The following is a 19513-nucleotide window of genomic DNA, read 5'->3' on the forward strand; positions in this document are numbered from 1 at the left end:
GGCCCGGGTGCAGGCCCGCACCCGTCCGCCGCACCCGCCACTACTACGACGCGCAGACCTTCCCGTCCTTCGGCACCGTCCCGTCCAGCAGATAGCTGTTCACCGTGGAGTCGACACACTCGCTCCCACTCCCGTAGGCGCCATGGCCCTCGCCCTTCCAGGTGAGCTCCACTCCGACGCCCTTGCCCAGCTCGTCGGCCATTTTGCGGGCGCCCTCGTACGGAGTCGCGGGGTCGCCGGTGTTGCCGACGATCAGGATGGGCGCGGCGCCCGGCGCGCTGACCTCCGGGTTGTCGTACTGGCCGGCGACCGGCCAGTCGTGGCACCAACCCGCGGTGTCCCAGCCCATGAAGTCCCCGAAGACGGGTGAGATCTTCTCGAACTCGGGCAGCAGCTTCTTCGTCTCCGCGGGAGTCGGCCGCTGCTTGTCGTCCAAGCACGATATGACCCGTTGGGAGTGGGTCGTCGTGCCGTAGTGCCCCGAGGAATCACGGTCGTTGTAGCCGTCGGCGAGGGCCAGCAGCCCCGAACCGTCACCGCCCTCGGCGCCCTTGAGCGCATTGGTCAGGCGGGGCCAGCCCTCCTTGCTGTACAGGGGCAGGACGATGCCGGTGAGCGCCAGCGTCTGGGTGAGCTTGCGGCCGTCGGCCGTCGGCAGGGGGTCCGCGTCGATGCGGTTCAGCAGGTCCACGATCTTCTGGGAGCCCTGCTTGGGGTCCTGGCCGGTGGACTTGAGGTAGTCGTCCAGGGCGCGCTGGAAGCCCAGGGTCTGGTTCTTGGCGTGGCCGACCGTGTCGGCGCTCGGGTCGACGACGGCGTCCAGCACCAGACGGCCCGCGTTCTTGGGGAACAAGTGGGCGTACACGCCGCCGAGTTCGGTCCCGTACGAAAAGCCGAGATAGTGCATCGTCCCGTCGCCGAGGACCTGGCGCATCAGGTCCATGTCGCGGGCCGTGTCGGTCGTGGATACGTGTGACAGCAGCTTTCCGGCGGCCTTCGCGCAGCCTTTGCCGAAGTCGGCGGCGTCCTTGAAGTACGCGGTCTCCTCGGCCGCGTCGTCCGGGGTGGCGTCCACGGACTCGGCTGCCTGGATCGCCTTGTCGCTGCGACAGCGCACGCCCTCGCTGGCGGCGACGCCGCGCGGGTCCCAGCTCACCAGGTCGTAGCGCTCGTGGAGCGGGCCGACGGCGCTCTCGTACGACGGCATCGTGTCGACGCCCGAGCCGCCGGGGCCGCCGAAGTTGAACAGGAGTGAGCCGATGCGCTTGCTCTGGCCGCCGGTCGCCTTCGAGCGGATCAGCGCCAGGCCGATCGTCTCGCCGTCCGGCTTCGCGTAGTCCAGCGGCACCTTGAGTGTCGCGCACTGCCAGCCGCTGCCCGGCGCGGAGGAGCCCTTGCAGTGGCCCCAGTCGAGCTTCTGTGAGGTGAGCGAGGCGGGCAGCCCCGAGGTGGTGCCGGAGGAAGGGGCCCCGGCCGACGGCCGGCCGCTGTTCTTCCCCTCGTCCTTGCCGTCCCCCGACGAGCCACTGCCGCAGCCTGCCACCAGCAGCGCGGCGGCCGCCGCGGCCGTCCACCGTGCGAAACGCGTCATGAACTTCCCCCCCTCGCCCGTGGTCCGCCGGATGTCGCGGATCACATGCAGGCCATGGTAGGCGCCCGCGGCCGACGCCGCGGAGGCCTGTGGATAACCGTTTGACCTGCACTTTTCTTGGTTCGGAAGGCGTTGGATCTAGGCGCAGACGGTTCCCGCGGGCGGCACGGTCCCGTCCAGCAGATAGCCGTTCACCGCGTTGTGCACGCACTTGTTCCCGCTGTCGTACGCGCCGTGCCCCTGGCCCTTGTAGGTCAACTCGACGCCGACTCCCTTGCCGAGCGCGTCCACCATCTTCTTCGCGCCCTGGTACGGCGTGGCCGGGTCGCCGGTGTTGCCGACCACGAGGATCGGCGCTGCACCGGTGGCGCTGACGTCCGGGTGGTCGGCGGCGCCCGGGACGGCCCAGTTGGTGCAGCTGAGCATGCCCCAGGCCAGAAAGTCGCCGAACAGCGGTGAGGCGGCCCGGAACGCCGGCAGCCCGGCTTGCACGTCGGAGATCGTGTACCGCGGCTTTTCGTCGGCGCAGTTGATGGAGACGTTGGCCGCGTAGAGGTTGCTGTACTGGCCGTTCTGGTTGCGCCCGTTCATCGAGTCGGACAGCAGCATCAGTGTCTTGCCGTCACCGTTGTACGCCTGCTCCAGGCCCTCCGTCAGGTACTCCCAGAAGTCCTTGGAGTACAGCGCCTGCGCGATGCCGTTGGTGGCCTCGGTCTGGGTGAGCTGGCGTGGGAAGACGCCGGGGATGGGCTTGCTGTCCAGGTCCTTGAGGAGTTTGGCGATGCGGTCCTTGACGTCCTGCGGGGTGTCGCCGATCGGGCAGGGCTCGGTCTTCGAGGTGCAGTCGGTGGCGAAGTTGTCGAGCGCGAGCTGGAAGCCCCTGGCCTGCCCGAGCGCGCTCTGTTCGGGGTTCTGCGTCGGATCGACGACCGCGTCGAAGACGGCGCGCCCCACGTTCTTGGGGAACAAGTGGGCGTAGACGCCGCCGAGTTCGGTGCCGTACGAGATGCCGAAGTAGTGCAGCTTGGCGTCGCCGAGCACTTGGCGCATGAGGTCGATGTCGCGGGCCGCGTCGGTGGTGCGCACATGGGGGAGGGTCCGGCCGGAGTTCTTCTCGCAGGCCGCGTTGAACGTCTTCGTGTTGTTGAGGAGGTTCTTCTGCTCGGCGGTGTCGTCGGGGGTGGCGTCCTGCTGGAAGAACACGTCGAGCCGGCTGTCGTCCTCGCACTTCACGCCCGCGCTGCGGCCGACCCCACGCGGGTCGAAGCTCACCAGGTCGTAGCGGGTGCGCAGCTTCGCGTAGTCCTCGCCGAAGGCGGGCAGTGTGCTGACGCCGGAGCCGCCGGGGCCGCCGAAGTTGAAGATGAGGGAGCCGATGCGTTTGCTCTGGTCGCCGCTCGTCCGCGCCCGGATCAGCGCGATCCCGATGGTGTCGCCCTTGGGATCGGCCCAGTCGAGGGGTGCCTTCATGGTGGCGCACTGCCACTGTGTGCCGCCCGGCAGGGGAGAGGGGGCGTTGCCGCCGCCCTCGGACTCGGCGGGGGCCGGGCAGTCCTTCCAGCTCAGCTTCTGGGCCGGCAGGTCCTCGCTCTTCGAGTCGTCGCTGCAGCCCGCCAGCACGGCGGACAGCACAGCGACGGAGAGGGCCAGCGCAGCGGCGCGCGGCGGAGACGGGTTCGGCATGCTCCCCATCCTGCGGTCGTGCGGGGCGGGGCGCTCGGGGCGCGGGCCGTGCGGGTGAGGGCGCGCGGGGGCCCGTGAGGGAGGGCCGGCGCGGGGCTCTAGAGGGCGCCCTTGCGGGTCAGGTGGTTGAAGAACAGCCAGCCCGGAAGCACCGGAAGCCACAGTGTCAGCAGCCGGTACAGCAGCACCGCGGGGGCGGCGACCTCCTTGGGGAGCCCCACGGCGATCAGACCGACCGTGAGGGTCGCCTCGACCGCGCCGACGCCGCCGGGGGTCGGCGCCGCGGAGCCGAGCGCGTTACCGGCGAGGAAGACGACGGCGACGCTGGCGAGGCTGAGCGTGGTGGGCTGCTGGTGGCCGAAGGCGCGGATCGACGCGTCCAGGCACATCACGAAGCAGGCGGTCAGCAGCAGCATGCCGCCGATGCCGGTGATCAGTTTCTGGGGCCGCTGGAGCACGTCGAGCATGCGCGGTACGACGCCCGCGAACAGCGACCTCACGCGCGTGCTGACGAATTTGCGCAGGAACGGCACCGACGTCACGACGAGCACCAGTACGGCGACCGTCAACAGACCGGCGATGACCGTGCGGGAGGGCGACAGGGACGGCGTCTTCTCGGTGCCTGTCAGATAGCCGAAGGACAGCAGCATCAGGATGTGGCAGCCGAGCCCGAACAGCTGGGACGCGCCGACACTCGCCACCGCGAGCCCGGGCCGCACCCCCGCACGCTGCAGGAAGCGCGTGTTGAGGGCGACACCGCCGACCGCGGCGGGCGCCACGATCTTCACGAACGAGCCGGCGACCTGCGCCGCGACGGCCCGCATGAACGGCACCCGCTCCGGTACGAAGCCGAGCAGCGCCATCGCCGCCGCGAAGTAGCTCAGCGCGGAGAACAGCACGGCCGCGGCGACCCAGCCCCACTGGGCGTTGTCGAAGAGGGTCCCGAACTCGATGTGGGTGAGCTGCGTCAGCAGGAAGTACCCGCCGATGGCACCGGCGATGAAACTCATCAGCGTGCGCGGCCGCACCCGCTCCAGGCGGGCCGGTTCGACCGGCGCCTGCGGGCGGATCCGCAGCACCTGGTGGCGGATCTGGGTGAGGAGATCCTCCTCACGTGCTTCGTCCAGTGCCTCGTCGATCGCCCGCTTCTCGGCCCGCTGTTCCGCGCGTACGGCCTTCTTGCCGGGCTTTTCCACCGCGGCCTCGGCGTACTGGGTCTGGTCCGCGCGAGCGAGCTTGTTCTGCCGGGAGGCTTCCAGGACCGCGTCGCGTTCGCGCTGTGCGCGCTCCCGGGCCAGCTTGCGCAGCGTCCCGCGCGTGGAGCGGGTCAGCGCGATGGGCTGCAGCAGCGGCAGGCAGTCGGCGATCGGGTCCGGGCCGAGCACACCGACGGCTGATGCCACCGTGCGCTCGGCGCCGACGCGCAGCCCCAGCGTGGTCAGCAACTGGGCGATGTCCATGCGCAGCAGCAGATCGCCGGCCGCGATCTCACCGCCGCGCAGATCGGTGAGGATCACCGTGCCGGAACGATCCACCAAGATCGCGTCACCCGCGAGCCTGCGGTGCGCGATGCGTCGCGACTGCAGGGCCTGCACCTGGTGCCAGGTGTCGCGCAGGAGATCGTCGGTGATGAGTTCGTCGGGCAGCGAGTCCAGGGTGCGCCCGCCGGTGTGCTCGTAGACGAGCATCACGGCGTCCGGACCGAGCTCGGAGGTCGCGATCAGCTTCGGGGCGTTGGCCCCTGCCGCGATGGCCGCGTACGCGAGGAGCGCCTCCTGCTCCAGGGCCTGGCGCAGCGACTGGAGACTGCGACGGGTGGCGAGGCCGCGCAACGTCAGGTTGCGCCACACGCGGTAGAAGAAGCCCTGGGCCTGCTGCTCACGGTCGACCACCGTGACGTCCAGCGGTGGGCCGTCCTCCAGGGTGACGAAGTAACGCCGACCACGGTCGCCGTTCTCCGTGGTGTCGGGCGTGTCCTCGCGGGCCGCGCTGACGGGGTGGAAGCCGACGTGCCGCAGGCCCGCCATGAGGGTCCGCCCGGTCGGACGCACATTCGGCGAGCCGACCGCGTACAGCGTCCCGTACGCGACGCTCCAGCCGATCAGCACCGTCAGGATGATCGAGAACGGCGTGGTGTAGCCGGTGACCAGCATGGAGAAGGCGTCGAGGAGCAGCACCACCCACAGCACCGCGCGCCAGCGCGGTCTGCGGGACATCCCGACGGCCGTCATGTACGCGATGACCGGCGCCAGATAGCCGTGCACCGGGTCGGTCAGGGCATGGATGTCACCCGGCGAGGGCTGGGTGAGCGCCTCCTGGATGGAGCTCGGGGCGCCCTTGGCGACCCACAGGTCCGTGGCGAGTGTCACTCCGTGCGCGAGGACCGCGGCCAGCACGCCGTCGGCGATGCGCAGCCCGTCCCGCTTGATCAGCCGCTCGATCGCGAAGGCGACCGGCACCAGGAGGATCGCGATGCTCGACGCCAGACCCGCGATCTTGATCAGCAGATCGGGTGCCTGGCCCGTGCCCTTGTTGATGTCCTGTTCGAGTCCCGAGGTGGTGCCGTGCGCGAACGCGGCGATGGCCAGCAGCACGGCGATGGCGAGGACGCCGACCATGAGCCGCATCAGATCGGACGGACGGTGCACGCGCGCGGGCAGCAGCGGTTCGTCGCCCTCGACCTCGTCGTTGTGGACCTCGTCGCCGCAGTCGTCCTTCGGATCGAGCCGCTTCTGAGCTCGTCCGTGGGTGTCAGGAACGGGTTCTTCGTCCACCGTCGTGGTGGGCTCGTCCACCGCCTCGCCCGAGTCCTTCGGGTCGGTGTCGCCGGTGTCCGGACGCGACGAGGCCGCGGAGGTGCTCTCCGCGTCTTCGGGGTGCACGCCCTGCTGCCTCATCGTCTCTTCTTGATCTCGTATCACCAGTCACCGCCCGCACGATGGTGGCATGCCCCACCGACACACGGGGGCATCAGGGTGCAAATACGGGGGCGCACAGTCTGCCCGAAGTGCGCCTTCGTGGCGAGGGATACGCACAGTCACCGAATCGTGGCACTGTCGGTGGGATGGGGCAGGATGGGGCGGATGAGCGAGGAGAGCCTTCCGACGGATGTCCTGCCGGAGTACGCGGAGCGGGTCCTTGAGGTCGCCGACTCGATCCCGCCCGGGCACGTGATGACGTACGGGGACGTCGCCGAGTGGCTGGAGGAGGGCGGACCGCGCCAGGTGGGCCGGGTGATGGCCCTCTACGGAGGAGCGGTCGCGTGGTGGCGGGTCGTCCGCGCGGACGGCGCGCTGCTCCCGGGCCACGAACTCGAGGCGCTGGGCCACTACCGCGACGAGGGCACGCCCCTGAAGGAGGCGAGCAGGGCCTCCGAGGGGCATCTGCCGCGCATCGACATGAGACGGGCACGATGGGACGGCGGCGAACGCGCGCAGGGTCACACCTGACAGCTTCCGGCATCGGACGGGGCGATGGGGAACCTGTGGCCCGTACGGGGGAAACGGGGCACGTCCGTGACATGCCGTACGTTCGAGAGCCGGGGGACGCACGTGGTGTGAGGGAAGAAGGGGAACGCCTCCTTCCACGGTGCTCACCGGCGTAGCGTCGACGGCACGCGTCCCCCTCACCCCGCGGCCACCGCCCTGAACGCGCGGTGCTCCTCCCACCCGTCGCCCGACCACCACCCCTCGACGACGGCGCTCCGCGCCGGCAGTGATATCCCGCACAACCTCCAGGACCGGCGAACCACGTGAGCTCCTCTTCTTCCACCAGGCGCCTGTCGCACCCCCAGGTGCGGCAGGGGACCCGCGGCGCGTACCGACTGGTGCGTACCGCGCCGGTCCGAGTGGGGCCCCCTCGTCTGGACGCAGAGCAGCGCGCGGTGGTTGACCATGACACGGGCCCGCTGCTCGTGCTGGCCGGCCCCGGCACCGGCAAGACGACCACGCTCGTCGAGTCCGTCGCGGCCCGGATCGCGCGGGGCGGCGACCCGGAACGCATCCTGGTGCTGACGTTCAGCCGCAAGGCGGCCGTCGAGCTGCGCGACCGCATGGCGCTGCGCATAGGGGCCGCCCGCGCCCCCCGGGCGACCACCTTCCACTCGTTCTGCTACGCCCTGGTCCGCGCCCACCAGGACAGTGACCTGTTCGTGGAGCCCCTGCGGCTGCTGTCCGGACCCGAACAGGACGTGGCGGTGCGCGAACTGCTCGCGGGCCAGCCCGACCTGGAGCGGCTCGGCCTCGCCCATGTCCGCTGGCCGGACGAGCTGCGCGCCTGCCTGACCACGCGCGGCTTCGCCGACGAGGTCCGCGCGGTACTGGCACGCAGCCGTGAACTGGGCCTGAGCCCCGACGCCCTGACCGCCTTCGCCCGGCGCATCGGCCGCCCCGACTGGGGAGCGGCCGCCGCCTTCCTCGCCGAGTACCTGGACGTTCTCGACCTCCAAGGAGTGCTCGACTACGCGGAACTCGTCCACCGCGCGGTGCTGCTCGCCGGGCGTCCGGGCGTCGCCGAACGTCTCGCCGGGCAGTACGACGCCGTCTACGTGGACGAGTACCAGGACACCGATCCCGCGCAGGTCCGGCTGCTGCGCGCCCTCGCCGGCGGCGGCCGCAACCTGGTCGCCTTCGGTGACCCCGACCAGTCGATCTACGCCTTCCGGGGCGCGGACGTGAACGGCATCCTGGACTTCCCCGACGCCTTCCCGCGCGCCGACGGCCGTCCCGCGCCGGTCGAGGTGCTGCGCACCTCCCGCCGCTCCGGCGCCGCCCTGCTCACCGCCACCCGTCTGATCACCCAGCGCATGCCGCTGACCCGCCTTCCGGCGGAGAAGGTACGCGCCCACCGCGGGCTGTCTCCGGTACGGGACGGCGGCGCCGTCGAGGTCTACACGTACCCGACAGCGGGCACGGAGCTGGACAACATCGCGGACATCCTGCGCCGCGCCCATCTGGAGGACGGCGTTCCCTGGGGCGACATGGCCGTCCTGGTACGCGCCGGTTCCCGCACGATCCCGACGATCAGACGGGCGCTCACCGCAGCGGGTGTGCCGCTCGACATCGACGGCGACGACCTGCCGCTGCGGCACGAACCGGCGGTGACGCCTTTGCTGACGGCACTGAGAGCGGTGGCACGCGCGGAGTCGGGTACGGCCGCGCCCTCAGGCGGAGACAGCGACGTACCCGAAGACGTCGACGTAGCTGAGGATGCCGACACATCTGAAGACGCCGACGTACCTGAGGATGCCGACGCGCGAGCCGCGCCCTGGCTCGACACCGAAACCGCGCTCACCCTGCTCGCCTCGCCCCTCGCGAGCATAGACGTGGCCGATCTGCGCCGCCTGGGGCGCGCGCTGCGCGAGGAGGAGCGCGCTGCGGGCAACCACGTACCGTCGCCCTCCGACGAACTGCTCACCCGCGCGCTGGCCGAGCCGGAGCGGCTCGTCGCGCACGACCCGGCGTACGCCCGGGGAGCCCAGCGCCTCGGCGCGCTGCTGCGCAAGGCGCGGGAGCGCCTGGCGGGCGGCGGGACGGCCGAGGAGGCGCTCTGGGACCTCTGGGAGGGAACACCGTGGCCGCAGCGCCTGGAGCGGGCCGCCCGGCGCGGTGGCGCGGCCGGACGCAACGCCGACCGCGACCTCGACGCCGTCTGCGCGCTGTTCGCGACAGCGGCCCGCGCCGAGGAACGCACCGGCGGGCGCGGTGCCCTCAACTTCCTGGAGGAGATCGAGGCCCAGGACATCGCCGCCGACACTCTCACCCGCAGGGCGGTGCGCCCCGCTGCCGTACGCCTGATGACCGCACACCGCTCCAAGGGCCTTCAGTGGCGCGTCGTCGTCGTCGCGGGCGTCCAGGAGGGCCTGTGGCCGGACCTGCGCCGTCGCGGCTCCCTGCTGGAGGCCGACCGCATCGGACGCGACGGCCTCGCCGAACCCCTCACCCCCGGAGCGCTCCTCTCCGAAGAGCGCCGTCTGTTCTACGTGGCCGCCACACGCGCGCGTGAACGCCTGGTCGTCACCGCCGTGAAGGCCCCCGCAGACGACGGCGACCAGCCCTCCCGCTTCCTCACCGAACTCGGCGTCGAACCCAGGGACGTCACCGGCCGCCCCCGCCGCCCGCTGTCCGTCGCCGCCCTGGTCGCCGAACTGCGCGCCACCACGGTCGACCCGCGGGTCTCGGACGCCCTCCGGCAGGCCGCGGCCCACCGCCTGGCCAAGCTCGCCGCCCTCGGCGACGAGGACGGCCGCCCCCTCGTGCCGTCGGCGCACCCCTACCGCTGGTGGGGCATGTACGAGCCGACCGAGAGCAAGGTGCCGCTGCGCGACCGCGACCAGCCCGTCGTGCTCTCCGGAAGCGCCCTCGACCAGCTCGCCAACACCTGCGCCCTGCAGTGGTTCCTGGGCCGCGAGGTCAAGGCCGACGCGCCCGCGACCGCCGCCCAGGGCTTCGGCAACGTGGTGCACGTCCTCGCCGACGAGGTCGCCTCCGGACGCACCCCCGCCGACCTCGCCGTCCTCATGGAACGTCTGGACTCCGTGTGGAACGCGCTCGCCTTCGACGCGCCCTGGAAGTCCGCGCAGGAGAAGGAGCACGCGCGCGTGGCGCTCGAACGCTTCCTGAAGTGGCACGTCGACTCCAACGGCGTCCGTGCGGGACGTGTGCCGGTGGCCAGTGAGCACGACTTCGACGTGACCCTGGAGGCGGGCGACTACGAGGTGCGCATCCGGGGCTCCATGGACCGCGTCGAGACGGACACCGAGGGCCGCGCCTACGTGGTCGACTTCAAGACCGGCAAACACGCGCCCAGCGCCGCGGAGGTGGCGCACCACCCGCAGCTCGCCGTCTACCAGCTCGCCGTCCGTGAGGGGGCCGTCGACGACACCTTCGACGGCGTACGCCCCGAGCCGGGCGGCGCGGAACTCGTCCAGCTGCGCCAAGGTGCCGCCAAGAAGAACGGCGGCGAGACCCTTCCCAAGGTGCAGGCCCAGGAGCCCCTGGAGGGCGAGTGGGTCGGCGACCTGCTGGCCACCGCGGCCGGGAAGGTCCTCGACGAACGGTTCTCCCCGACCACGGGTCAACACTGCGCACACTGTGCTTTCCGGGCATCGTGCAGCGCTCGGCCCGAGGGACGCCACGTGGTCGAGTGAGGGGCCCAAGAGGACGTCACGTCAGCGAGTGACGTACGGCACCACACGTGTTGACCAGCACTTCTTCCGTCCCGGCGGCCGATGTGGCCTCCGCTGTCAGTGGGCGCCGCTAGCCTCTCCGACATGCCCGCCCGTATCACCGACCCCGAGCAGCTCAAGGAGCTCCTCGGCATCCCGTTCACCCCGGAGCAGACGGTCTGCATCACCGCACCGCCCGCCCCGCAGGTGATCGTGGCCGGAGCCGGATCGGGCAAGACCACGGTGATGGCGGCACGCGTGGTGTGGCTCGTCGGCACCGGACAGGTCGCCCCCGAGCAGGTCCTCGGTCTCACGTTCACCAACAAGGCGGCGGGCGAACTCGCCGAGCGCGTCCGCAAGGCGCTGATCAAGGCCGGAGTCACCGACCCGGATGTGATCGACCCCGACAACCCGCCGGGCGAGCCGGTGATCTCCACCTACCACGCCTTCGCGGGCCGCCTGCTGACCGACCACGGCCTGCGCATCGGACTCGAACCGACCTCCCGCCTGCTCGCCGACGCCACCCGCTACCAGCTCGCCGCCCGCGTACTGCGCGAGGCCCCGGGACCGTACCCGGCGCTGACCCGCTCCTTCCCGGACCTCGTCGGCGACCTCCTCACACTCGACTCCGAGCTCGCCGAACACCTCGTACGGCCCGAGGACCTGCGCGCCTACGACGCCGAGCTGCTGCGCTCCCTGGAGGGCGCCAAACTCACCAACGCCGACCTGCGGAAGGTCCCCGAGGCGGCCGCGGCCCGGCGTGAACTGACCGAGCTGGTGGGCCGCTACCGGTCGGCCAAGCGCGAGCGCGACCTCCTCGACTTCGGCGACCAGATCGCCCTCTCGGCCACCCTGGCCCGCACCCGCCCCGAGGTCGGGGAAATCCTCCGCGACGAGTTCCGGGTGGTGCTGCTGGACGAGTACCAGGACACCTCGGTGGCCCAGCGCATCCTGCTCGCCGGACTTTTCGGCCGCGGCACCGGCCACCCAGTGACCGCGGTCGGCGACCCCTGCCAGGCCATCTACGGCTGGCGCGGCGCCTCCGTCGCCAACCTCGACGACTTCCCCGAACACTTCGCACACGCCGACGGCCGCCCCGCAGCCCGCCAGGCGCTCAGCGAGAACCGCCGGAGCGGCGGCCGCCTCCTCGACCTCGCCAACGGCCTCGCGGAGCCCCTGCGCGCCATGCACGAGGGCGTGGAGGCCCTCCGCCCGGCCCCAGGAGCCGAGCACGACGGCCAGGTCCGCTGCGCGCTGCTGCACACCCACGCCGAGGAGATCGACTGGCTCGCCGATTCGATCGCCCACCTCGTACGCACCGGAAAGGCACTCGGCGAGATCGCCGTGCTGTGCCGTACGGCGGGCGACTTCGCCGAGATTCAGGGCGCGCTCGTCGCCCGGGACATCCCGGTCGAGGTGGTGGGCCTCTCCGGGCTGCTGCACCTGCCCGAGGTCGCCGACCTCGTCGCCGTCTGCGAAGTCCTCCAGGATCCGGGGGCGAACGCCTCCCTGGTCCGCCTGCTCACCGGCCCCCGCTGGCGGATCGGCCCGCGCGACCTCGCCCTCCTGGGGAGGCGCGCCCGCCTGCTCGTGTCCCACGCGCGCGTGGGCGCCGACGAGGACATGGACCGTCGGCTCGCCGCGGCCGTGGAGGGGGTCGACCCGGCCGAGGTGATATCGCTCGCCGACGCCCTCGACACGTTCCTGGAGATGCCCATCGAGGCCGAAGGGGACGACGACGGGCTGCCCTTCTCTCCGGACGCGCGGGTGCGGTTCGCGCGGCTCGCCGCCGAGCTGCGCGACCTGCGCCGCTCGCTCGCCGACCCCCTGATGGACGTCCTGCACCGGGTGCTCGCCGTCACCGGCCTTGAGGTCGAGCTCTCCGCGTCCCCGCACGCGCTGGCCGCCCGCCGCCGAGAGACCCTGTCGAACTTTCTGGACGTCGCCGCGTCCTTCGCTGCGGGCGACGGCGAGGCCACCCTGCTGGCCTTCCTCGGCTTCCTGCGCACCGCCGCCCAGTACGAGAAGGGCCTCGACAATGCCCTGCCCGGCGGCGAGAACACCGTCAAGGTGCTCACCGCGCACAAGTCCAAGGGCCTGGAGTGGGACGTCGTCGCGGTCCCCGGACTCGTCACCGGCACCTTTCCCAGCGGCCAGGGCCGCGAGAAGTGGACCGCCCAGGGCAAGGTCCTGCCGCACGAACTGCGCGGCGACGCCGACACGCTCCCCGAGATCGCTACCTGGGACGCCAAGGGCATCAAGGCCTTCCACGAGGCCATGAAGGACCACCAGCACACCGAAGAGCTCCGCCTCGGCTACGTCACCTTCACCCGCCCCCGCTCGCTCCTGCTCGGTTCCGGCCACTGGTGGGGCCCCTCCCAGAAGAAGCCGCGCGGCCCCTCGGACTTCCTGCACGCCCTCTACGAACACTGCGCCGCCGGACACGGCGAGATCGAGGTCTGGGCCGAGGAGCCCGCCGAGGACGAGGAGAACCCCGCCCTGCGCGAGGCGGCCGCCGACCACGCGTGGCCGCTCCCGCTCGACGACGCGGCACTGGCCCGCCGCCGCGCCGCCGCCGAGACCGTACTCGCCCACCTGGAGCGCGTGGCGTCCCACGAAGAGCCCCACCCCGGGGCGGAGGGAGCCGGGCACGCGGCCGACCACGACCCCACCTCGTACGACGATCCGGACTGGCCACCCCCGCCCGAGGACGACGACCCCGCGTACGACGACGTGGCCTACGGGGACGACGACTTCCCCGACGGGGACGGCTCCGACTGGGACTCCTGGTCGACCGACCGCCCCGAGGACCGGCCGACGCGACCCCCGCAGGACCGCCCGACGGTCCCGCACCAGGCATCGGCTCCGGGGGCTCGCCCGCACCCTGCGAAACCGCACCCTGCGAAACCGCACTCTGAGGAACCGCACTCTGAGGAACCCGCGCATCTCACCCCGGAGGAGGCCCGCACCCTCGTCTCCTGGGACCGCGACCTCGACGCCCTGACCGGGGAGCTCCTGCGCGCCCGCGCGAGCGTCACCGACGTCCCCCTGCCGGCCTCGCTCACCGTGACGCAGCTCATGCGCCTGGCCGCCGACCCGGACGGCTTCGCACAGGAGCTCGCGCGCCCCATGCCACGCCCCCCACAGCCCGCCGCGCGCCGCGGAACGCGCTTCCACGCCTGGCTGGAGTCCCGCTTCGAAGAGCTGCGGCTGCCGATGCTGGAACCGGAGGAGCTGCCCGGCAGCGACGCCGAGATCGCCGACGAACGCGACCTGGAGGAGCTCAAGGACGCCTTCGAGCGCACTCCCTACGCGCACCGCACCCCCCACCGCGTCGAGGCACCGTTCCAGCTCGCCATCGCGGGACGCGTCGTACGGGGCCGGATCGACGCCGTCTACCGGGCGGAGGACGGCGCCGGCACGACGTACGAGATCGTCGACTGGAAGACCAGCCGCACCGGCACCGCCGACCCCCTCCAGCTCGCCCTGTACCGCCTCGCCTGGGCCGAACAGCAGGGCGTGCCCCTGGAGTCCGTCAAGGCCGCGTTCCTGTACGTCCGCAGCGGTGAGGTGGTCCACCCGGACGAGCTCCCGGACCGCGCGGCACTGGAACGACTGCTCACACAGGACCCGGCGGACCCACAGGAAGCGTCTGCCGGGGATCCGCCGGACGAACACGCCTCCGTGGGCGGATAGGCTCGTGAGCATGAGCAAGCCCGTTGACAACGCCGTCAGCACCGTCCGCACGTACATCCAGAACCACCGCACGGCCTTCCTCGACGACCTCGCGGAGTGGCTGCGCATCCCCTCGGTGTCGGCCCAGCCCGACCACGCCGCGGACGTGGCGCGCAGCGCCGACTGGCTTGCCGCCAAGCTGCAGGAGACCGGCTTCCCGACCACCGAGGTCTGGGCGACCGAGGGCGCCCCCGCCGTCTTCGCCGAATGGCCCTCCGAGGACCCCGGGGCCCCCACGGTTCTCGTCTACGGACACCACGACGTGCAGCCCGCGGCCCGCGAGGACGGCTGGGACACCGATCCCTTCGAACCGGTGATCCGCGGTAACCGCCTCTACGCGCGCGGTGCCGCCGACGACAAGGGCCAAGTGTTTTTCCACACACTCGGCGTCCGCGCCCACCTCGCCGCCACCGGACGCGGCGCACCGGCCGTGAACCTCAAGCTCCTGATCGAGGGCGAGGAGGAGTCAGGCTCCCCGCACTTCCGCGACCTCGTCGAAAGCCACGCCGACCGGCTCGCCGCCGACGCGGTGATCGTCTCCGACACCGGCATGTGGTCCGAGGACACCCCCACCGTGTGCACCGGCATGCGCGGCCTCGCCGAGTGCGAGATCGAGCTGTACGGGCCGCAGCAGGACATCCACTCCGGCTCCTTCGGCGGCGCCGTGCCCAACCCGGCCACGGCCGCCGCCCGCCTCGTCGCGGCCCTCCACGACGAGCACGCGCGCGTGGCCGTCCCCGGCTTCTACGAAGGCATCACCGAACTCACCGAACGCGAGCGTGAGCTCTTCGCCGAACTGCCCTTCGACGAGGAGCGCTGGCTGAGCACGGCCAAGTCGACGGCCATCCACGGAGAGGCCGGACACACCACCCTGGAGCGCATCTGGGCCCGCCCCACCGCCGAGGTCAACGGCATCGGCGGCGGCTACCAAGGCCCCGGCAGCAAGACGATCATCCCGTCCTCGGCCACCGTGAAACTCTCGTTCCGGCTGGTGGCGGGCCAGGACCCGGACCACATCGAGAAGGCGGTCCGCGCCTGGGCCGCCGACCGGCTGCCCGCCGGCATCCGGCATGAGATCACGTTCGGTGCCGCCACCCGCCCCTGTCTCACACCGCTGGACCACCCCGCCCTGCAGTCCGTCGTACGCGCCATGGGCCGCGCCTTCGAACAGCCGATCCGTTTCACCCGCGAGGGTGGCTCGGGACCCGCGGCCGACCTCCAGGAAGTCCTCGGCGCCCCCGTGCTCTTCCTGGGCATCTCCGTCCCCTCCGACGGCTGGCACGCTCCCAACGAGAAGGTCGAACTCGACCTCCTCATGAAGGGCGTCGAAACCAGCGCCTACCTGTGGGGCGACCTGGCCGAGAACTGGCGCGAGGCACACTGAAAAAGCCCGTCTCCACCCTTCCTGCAAAGTCCGTCCCCACCCCGAACAGCGCCCTTCGCACCCGACCTGCTGAACCGCCCGCCGAAATAACCGTTCCACCGGGGGAGTTGGAAGCACCCGTGACCACCTGGACCGACCGAACCGCCGACCGTCCCATCTCGCTCACCGCCCCGAGCGGCATCGACCGGGCCGCCCACCACCGGCTCGACGAGGCCTGGCTCGCGGCGGCCTGGAGCCACCCCACCACCCGCGTCTTCGTGGTCTCCGGCGGTCAGGTGCTCATCGACGAGACGGCGGACGGCACCACCGAACTCCTCATGACCCCCTCCTTCGAGGCCCCCCTCACCGAGGCGCACCGCTACTTCCTCGGCACGGACGACGACGGGGTGAGCTATTTCGCACTCCAGAAGGACGCACTGCCCGGCCGCATCGACCAGTCCGCCCGCCCGGCGGGCCTACGCGAGGCGGGACTCCTGCTCTCACCCCGCGACGCGGGCCTGATGGTGCACGCCGTCGCCCTGGAGAACTGGCAGCGGCTGCACCGCTTCTGCTCACGCTGCGGCGAGCGCACCGTGATCGCGGCGGCCGGACACATCCGCCGCTGCCCCGCCTGCGGCGCCGAGCACTACCCGCGCACCGACCCGGCCGTGATCATGGCGGTGACGGACGACGAGGACCGCATCCTGCTCGGCCGCCAGGTGCACTGGCCCGAGGGCCGCTTCTCCACGCTCGCCGGCTTCGTCGAACCCGGCGAGTCCATCGAGCAGTCCGTGCGCCGCGAGGTCTTCGAGGAGGCGGGCGTCACGGTCGGCGAGGTCGAGTACGTCGCCAGCCAGCCCTGGCCGTTCCCCTCCAGCCTCATGCTCGGCTTCATGGCCCGCGCCACCTCGTCCGAGATCAACGTCGACGGCGAGGAGATCCACGAGGCCCGCTGGTTCTCCCGCGAGGACCTGCGCACCGCCTTCGAGTCCGGCGAGGTACTGCCTCCGTTCGGCATCTCCATCGCCGCCCGCCTGATCGAACTCTGGTACGGCAAGCCCCTGCCGCGCCCGGGAGCGGCTGCCGCCTGACCGGCACACACCACTCGCATGAGTGGCGCAAGTCACACAGCAGGGGCGGTCCTTGAGTCAGATTCAAGGACCGCCCCTGTTACTGCCCGCGGCAACCGCCGGGGCGCACCGATGGTGAACCGCTTACGCGCCGATCTTCTGCTTGACCTGCGCCAGCGAAGGGTTGGTGAGCGTCGAGCCGTCCGCGAACAGAACGGTCGGAACCGTCTGGTTCCCGCCATTCGCCTTCTCCACGAAAGCCGCGGACTCCGGGTCCTGCTCGATGTTGATCTCGTTGTACGCGATGCCCGCGCGGTCCATCTGGCCCTTCAGTCGCGTGCAGTATCCGCACCACGTGGTGCTGTACATCGTCACAGTGCCCGGCATGTCTCTCGCGCTCCTTTGCTGCTGGGGGTGCGTCGTCGCAGAGGTGGAACGTACGCGAGCGGGCCACCATTCCCGTGCCCGGGTACCCCGGCCCGGTACACGAGGGCACCTGGCGGCAGACGCGTGAGCAAGAGCACGCCCAGCGCCTGCCGCATTAGTACGACTGCAAGGGCCTCCCTGTGGACAACCGGCTCGTGCGTCCCCGCCGACCTGGCAGCATGGCGGGGTGACAGCAGCAACGCACTCCACCCTCTTCCCGCAGGCACCGGACACGGCCGACGCGGTGCTCGACGGGCTCGACCCCGAGCAGCGCGAGGTCGCCACCGCCCTGCACGGTCCGGTGTGCGTGCTGGCAGGCGCCGGCACGGGCAAGACGCGAGCGATCACCCACCGCATCGCCTACGGGGTGCGTGCCGGGATCCTCCAGCCCTCCAGTGTGCTCGCCGTCACCTTCACCAACAGGGCCGCCGGCGAGATGCGCGGCCGGCTCCGCCAGCTCGGCGCCGGTGGCGTCCAGGCCCGCACCTTCCACTCCGCCGCGCTGCGCCAACTCCAGTACTTCTGGCCAAAAGCGGTCGGCGGCGGCCTGCCCCGGCTGATCGACCGCAAGATCCAGCTCGTCGCCGACGCGGCAGCCGCCTGCCGCATCCGCCTCGACCGGGGCGAGCTGCGCGACGTCACGGCCGAGATCGAATGGTCCAAGGTCACCCAGACCGTCCCCGCCGACTACGCGGCCGCCGCGGCCAAGACCGGCCGTCAGTCGCCCCGCGACCCGGCCGAGATCGCCCAGCTCTACGCCACGTACGAGGACCTCAAGCGCGACCGCGCCGTCATCGACTTCGAGGACGTCCTGCTGCTGACCGTCGGGATCCTCCAGGACCGGCACGACATCGCCGAACAAGTCCGCTCCCAGTACCAGCACTTCGTGGTCGACGAGTACCAGGACGTCAGCCCCCTCCAGCAGCGCCTCCTGGAACTGTGGCTCGGCGAGCGCGACAGCCTCTGCGTCGTCGGCGACGCCAGCCAGACGATCTATTCGTTCACCGGTGCAACTCCCGACCACCTGCTCGACTTCCGCACCCGCCACCCCGGGGCCACCGTCGTCAAGCTCGTCCGCGACTACCGCTCCTCACCCCAAGTGGTGCACCTCGCCAACGGCCTCCTCTCCCAGGCCCGCGGCCGGGCCGCCGACCACCGCCTGGAGCTGATCTCCCAGCGTGCCCCGGGCCCCGAGCCCGTCTACGCCGAATACACGGACGAACCCGCCGAGGCCGAGGGCGCCGCCCGCCGCATCCGCGACCTCATCGCCTCCGGCATCCCCGCGGGCGAGATCGCCATCCTCTTCCGCACGAATTCCCAGTCCGAGATCTACGAACAGGCCCTCGCCGACGCCGGAGTGCCCTACCAGCTGCGCGGCGCCGAGCGGTTCTTCGACCGCCCTGAGGTGCGCAAAGCAGGTACCGCCCTGCGCGCGGCCGCCCGCTTCGGCGCCAACGACTCCCTCCTCGACGACGCCGTCGACCTGCCTTCCCAGGTCCGCGCGGTGCTCTCCGGCGAGGGCTGGACCAGCCAACCCCCGGCCGGATCCGGCGCCGTCAGAGAGCGCTGGGAATCACTGGCCGCCCTCGTCCATCTCGCCCAGGACTTCGCCGCCGCCAAACAGGGCGCCACCCTTGGCGACCTGGTGGCCGAGCTCGACGAGCGCGCGAGCGCCCAGCACGCCCCGACCGTCCAGGGCGTCACCCTCGCCTCCCTGCACTCCGCCAAGGGGCTGGAGTGGGACGTCGTCTTCCTGGTCGGCGTCGCGGAGGGCATGATGCCGATCACCTACGCAAAGACCGACGAGCAGATCGAGGAAGAACGCCGCCTCCTCTACGTCGGAGTCACTCGCGCCAGAGAACACCTCCTCGTCTCCTGGGCCCTGTCCCGCTCACCCGGCGGCAGGCCCAACCGCCGGCCCAGCCGCTTCCTCGACGGGCTGCGCCCCGGCTCCGTCGCCACCGCGGGCCGCAGCGCCGGCGGCGGTCCAGGAGGCATCGAGCGCGGCATCGGTAGCAGTGGAGGCACGGTCGTACGGCGGACCAGCCGGACCCCGGCCCGCTGCCGGGTCTGCGGGCGCACGCTGACCGACGCCGGTGAGATGAAACTGATGCGTTGTGAGGACTGCCCCTCCGACATGGACGAAGGCCTCTACGAGCGGCTGCGGGAGTGGCGGGCGGTACAGGCGCAGCGCAGTGGGCAGCCCGCGTTCTGCGTCTTCACCGACAAGACACTCATGGCGATCGCCGAGGCCGCACCGGACGACGAGGGCGAGTTGGCGCGGATCCCCGGGGTCGGCGTGCGCAAGTTCAACCGGTTCGGGGCCGATGTTCTGGCCATCTGTGCTGGTCAGGAGCGTGCGGCGGGCGGCGAGGATGACTGATGCAAACTCGTCGAAAAAATAGTTTGCGCATGCCCCGGCAATCCCCATAGGTTCTTAACCACGGCAGCAGCGGCCTTCTCCGAGGCCCTGGTTCCGT

Annotated in this window: 10 protein-coding genes; 6 read left to right on the plus strand and 4 right to left on the minus strand. The window is 71.5% G+C overall.

What is annotated here, in order from left to right:
- Nucleotides 1-43 precede the first annotated feature (43 nt).
- The 3 genes from ACFZDJ_RS15900 to ACFZDJ_RS15910 all read right to left on the minus strand — a co-directional run bounded on the left by ACFZDJ_RS15900 (nt 44) and on the right by ACFZDJ_RS15910 (nt 6171).
- A complete protein-coding gene (locus tag ACFZDJ_RS15900) occupies nt 44-1591 on the minus strand; it encodes an alpha/beta fold hydrolase (protein ID WP_391059533.1) in 1548 nt (515 codons plus the stop codon).
- A 138-nt stretch (nt 1592-1729) separates the two neighbouring features.
- Complete coding sequence (locus ACFZDJ_RS15905) at nt 1730-3274, minus strand: alpha/beta fold hydrolase (protein WP_390932296.1); 1545 nt, start codon at nt 3272-3274, stop codon at nt 1730-1732.
- A 98-nt stretch (nt 3275-3372) separates the two neighbouring features.
- Nucleotides 3373-6171, minus strand: coding sequence for a lysylphosphatidylglycerol synthase domain-containing protein (locus ACFZDJ_RS15910; protein ID WP_390932294.1), 2799 nt, complete (start codon nt 6169-6171; stop codon nt 3373-3375).
- Between the two features lie 186 nt (nt 6172-6357).
- Between ACFZDJ_RS15910 and ACFZDJ_RS15915 the strand changes: the two genes are divergently transcribed.
- The 5 genes from ACFZDJ_RS15915 to nudC all read left to right on the plus strand — a co-directional run bounded on the left by ACFZDJ_RS15915 (nt 6358) and on the right by nudC (nt 16628).
- Nucleotides 6358-6723 carry an MGMT family protein gene (locus ACFZDJ_RS15915; protein ID WP_248296975.1) on the plus strand — a complete coding sequence of 122 codons (366 nt, stop codon included), beginning with the start codon at nt 6358-6360 and terminating at the stop codon, nt 6721-6723.
- A 302-nt stretch (nt 6724-7025) separates the two neighbouring features.
- Nucleotides 7026-10421: a UvrD-helicase domain-containing protein gene (locus ACFZDJ_RS15920; RefSeq protein WP_391059535.1), complete on the plus strand. Its 3396-nt coding sequence runs from the start codon at nt 7026-7028 to the stop codon at nt 10419-10421.
- A 123-nt stretch (nt 10422-10544) separates the two neighbouring features.
- Complete coding sequence (locus ACFZDJ_RS15925; RefSeq protein ID WP_391059538.1) at nt 10545-14135, plus strand: UvrD-helicase domain-containing protein; 3591 nt, start codon at nt 10545-10547, stop codon at nt 14133-14135.
- 10 nt (nt 14136-14145) lie between these two features.
- Nucleotides 14146-15558: a dipeptidase gene (locus tag ACFZDJ_RS15930; RefSeq protein WP_391059541.1), complete on the plus strand. Its 1413-nt coding sequence runs from the start codon at nt 14146-14148 to the stop codon at nt 15556-15558.
- 119 nt (nt 15559-15677) lie between these two features.
- Complete coding sequence (gene nudC / locus ACFZDJ_RS15935) at nt 15678-16628, plus strand: NAD(+) diphosphatase (RefSeq protein WP_180362056.1); 951 nt, start codon at nt 15678-15680, stop codon at nt 16626-16628.
- A gap of 123 nt (nt 16629-16751) precedes the next feature.
- Here the strand turns inward: nudC and ACFZDJ_RS15940 are convergent, their stop codons facing one another.
- Nucleotides 16752-16994: a mycoredoxin gene (locus ACFZDJ_RS15940; protein ID WP_054228181.1), complete on the minus strand. Its 243-nt coding sequence runs from the start codon at nt 16992-16994 to the stop codon at nt 16752-16754.
- A 226-nt stretch (nt 16995-17220) separates the two neighbouring features.
- Here ACFZDJ_RS15940 and ACFZDJ_RS15945 point away from each other — a divergent pair, with 226 nt between their 5' ends.
- Nucleotides 17221-19416: a UvrD-helicase domain-containing protein gene (locus ACFZDJ_RS15945; protein WP_391059544.1), complete on the plus strand. Its 2196-nt coding sequence runs from the start codon at nt 17221-17223 to the stop codon at nt 19414-19416.
- Nucleotides 19417-19513: the final 97 nt, after the last annotated feature.

It is taken from the genome of Streptomyces sp. NPDC007896 (assembly GCF_042959425.1).
Lineage (GTDB): Bacteria > Actinomycetota > Actinomycetes > Streptomycetales > Streptomycetaceae > Streptomyces.

Bases quoted from the DNA above. Each gene is read 5' to 3' on its own strand.
- ACFZDJ_RS15940 (WP_054228181.1), bottom strand. From the start codon at position 16,994: ATGCCGGGCACTGTGACGATGTACAGCACCACGTGGTGCGGATACTGC.
- ACFZDJ_RS15910 (WP_390932294.1), bottom strand. From the start codon at position 6,171: ATGAGGCAGCAGGGCGTGCACCCCGAAGACGCGGAGAGCACCTCCGCG.
- ACFZDJ_RS15925 (WP_391059538.1), top strand. From the start codon at position 10,545: ATGCCCGCCCGTATCACCGACCCCGAGCAGCTCAAGGAGCTCCTCGGC.
- ACFZDJ_RS15900 (WP_391059533.1), bottom strand. From the start codon at position 1,591: ATGACGCGTTTCGCACGGTGGACGGCCGCGGCGGCCGCCGCGCTGCTG.
- ACFZDJ_RS15905 (WP_390932296.1), bottom strand. From the start codon at position 3,274: ATGCCGAACCCGTCTCCGCCGCGCGCCGCTGCGCTGGCCCTCTCCGTC.
- ACFZDJ_RS15930 (WP_391059541.1), top strand. From the start codon at position 14,146: ATGAGCAAGCCCGTTGACAACGCCGTCAGCACCGTCCGCACGTACATC.
- ACFZDJ_RS15915 (WP_248296975.1), top strand. From the start codon at position 6,358: ATGAGCGAGGAGAGCCTTCCGACGGATGTCCTGCCGGAGTACGCGGAG.